Annotated in this window: 4 protein-coding genes; all 4 read right to left on the bottom strand. The window is 39.1% G+C overall.

From position 1 onward, the window contains the following. The coding region (locus PX636_RS11085; RefSeq protein ID WP_502882877.1) for an immunity protein CdiI family protein at window positions 1-204 on the bottom strand (204 nt) is incomplete at its 3' end. Window positions 205-429: 225 nt separating this feature from the next. Then, window positions 430-867, bottom strand: a complete 438-nt coding sequence (locus tag PX636_RS11080) for a hypothetical protein (RefSeq protein WP_353853470.1) — start codon at window positions 865-867, stop codon at window positions 430-432. Window positions 868-1,139: 272 nt separating this feature from the next. Next, a complete protein-coding gene (locus PX636_RS11075) occupies window positions 1,140-1,400 on the bottom strand; it encodes a type II toxin-antitoxin system RelE family toxin (protein ID WP_288117184.1) in 261 nt (86 codons plus the stop codon). Next, the gene (locus PX636_RS11070; RefSeq protein ID WP_012264484.1) at window positions 1,400-1,615 is read right to left on the bottom strand and encodes a hypothetical protein; all 216 of its coding nucleotides are present in this window, start codon (window positions 1,613-1,615) and stop codon (window positions 1,400-1,402) included. The genes PX636_RS11075 and PX636_RS11070 overlap by 1 nt, the downstream gene beginning before the upstream one ends. Window positions 1,616-2,163 lie beyond the last annotated feature (548 nt).

Raw genomic sequence — 2,163 nt, 5'->3', positions numbered from 1 at the left:
CATTTCAGCTTGCTGATTAGGAAAATCTGATAAAGGTGGATAGTCTTGATTTAAAGTCTTATCGTAAGTATCCTGCCATGCGTTTAAACGCTGAATAGTTGCTTGACTTAATGGTAATTCTTCAGGAGCAATGTTATCAATTTCATCTACTCCCCAAAGTGGGTAACTTCCATAATCTGCCCAAAGTTTGATTCTGATTGCCATAACTATCATTCCTGAATCAGTTTGTTAATTAATCGAGCCGTAGGTTGGGTTGAGCTATCATTATTGCTCTGGTATTACCCATCGGCTCAAAAGGCGAAACCCAACAAAAATTGTGAAAATATTCCAGGAAGTTGTTGGGTTTCCTTGCGTCAACCCAACCTACGAATCTCAATGCTGCTGCCACAGGAAAAATCTTCAGGTAGAACCTGAGAACGAGGTAATATATTACCTCCATTCAACTGAGAAATTACCTACTAATCGCAGATAAACGATTCTTCCGGGCAAATTTCCTTTAAAGAGAATTTTTCCGTTAATGGGGACTCTAGAAGGCATATCTCTCATATATGCTTGATCACCTGGACCTATTGCTCCAATAATGCACCGCGATCCCTTCAATTGCTTGCCGGTAGAATCAATGATGATAGAGTCTTGGGGATAAAAATAAAGATCTCTGACTTCCCCTAAGTTTGCAACCATAAAAGTACAAACTACAGAATTATTGTCTTTATTACAATTCTGAATCTCGAAAGCAAAACCATTGCTTACACGTCTCGAATTACGGGCTTGAGCAATATCATCGTGATCCTGATAGAAGTTAGAACATAAAGCTGTAGTTAAGGCTAAAATTGGTAGCCATCTGAAAAATCCTTTTTTCATCACCATTCGCTACTCAGTACATAAGTGTTCGCCCCCTCGCAGCTAGGTGAAGCAACAACCCAACCCAACACCAAAGGCGGATAGTAGAACAATACACACTCCCCCCCCCACAAATGTATTAAAAGCTACAATTTAATAAATCTTTATATTTCTCTCCCTTCAGATTTGTGGGTTTTTGGGGAGTTCAAGAGCTTGAAATTGTACAATAAGGTTGTACAAGTCTCCCCTAAAAATCATGTTAAGCAAAGAAACCACCTACTCTCAAACACAGTATTTTATCAACTGTAGATATCTCGGCGATGTCCAACCTTGTGGATGGTAATGCGTTCTGCTTCGGGTGCAAAAGAATAGATAATTCTATAGTCACCGACTCGAAGCTTGAAAAGACCACTCAAATTAGCACTTAAAGCTTGAAGACTAACATTTTCAAAATTATCCGACAACCAGCGAACTTTCCGCAAAATTCGCTCTTGAATGATAGGAGCGAGTGCTTCTAAATCAGCGATTGCTTCGCGGCTAAATTCTACAAAGTAAGCCATTACCAGTTTAATCCTAATTTTTTGGCTACTTCCTCGGCTGAAACCCCCTTTTCTCCTATTTCAGTCCGTCTTAGAGAGTCAAGAACTTGTTGCTTAACTTCAGGTTTCACTTCTTTGTCTTGGTCAGGATCGAGTAAGATAGATTGGATAGTTTCGGCAACAGTTTCTTGAATGAGGAGTTTGAGTTCTTCAACGGTTAGCTCTTTAACTTGCATATTTTTAACTGGGAGAGAAGAATAAATAAACTACTCCTAATTGTGGCACTAAATTGGCTATTTGGCTCTTCTCGACCTTGTGTGATCATCAATGCTTTGTCTCGTTCCAAGGTAGAACCTCTGGAAATGCGTTGCCAGGGAGACCCTAGCAACGAGGTGATAGTTGTTTAATAAGCGAAAGGAAAAAATCAACCCCCTCAAGATTGATTGAAGGGGCATATATGGTATTTTTAGAGGCAATTTATCCTATTTTTGTGGTTTCTTTTTCGGTGGATTTATACTAAATCTGGTTATTAAAGACTGATTATTTAGGGTTTGCGGCAAAAAGTTTGTTGGTGGGGTTAGGAGTCAGGAGTCAGTAGCCGGTCGTTTCAGGCTTTGTTGTCCTCTTTTTCGTACCAGTTTTGTACTAAAAAAAGGATAATGCAAGGTTTTTGAAGGTCTTAATCCTATTTTCGCAGCATGAACATCGGATTTTAACAGGTCAAAAGCCTTATTTTAAAAGGGTTTTACCATTATTCAGCCAGCCCTATCTTATGTTACATTTT

This window comes from Microcystis sp. M53598_WE2 (assembly GCF_030067735.1).
GTDB classification, from domain to species: Bacteria; Cyanobacteriota; Cyanobacteriia; order Cyanobacteriales; family Microcystaceae; genus Microcystis; species Microcystis aeruginosa.
This window is presented reverse-complemented; position numbering and strand designations above follow the sequence as displayed.

What these genes read in the sequence shown, in the direction of transcription:
- PX636_RS11070 (WP_012264484.1), bottom strand. Translation starts at nt 1,615, where the DNA reads ATGCAAGTTAAAGAGCTAACCGTTGAAGAACTCAAACTCCTCATTCAA.
- PX636_RS11080 (WP_353853470.1), bottom strand. Translation starts at nt 867, where the DNA reads ATGGTGATGAAAAAAGGATTTTTCAGATGGCTACCAATTTTAGCCTTA.
- PX636_RS11075 (WP_288117184.1), bottom strand. Translation starts at nt 1,400, where the DNA reads ATGGCTTACTTTGTAGAATTTAGCCGCGAAGCAATCGCTGATTTAGAA.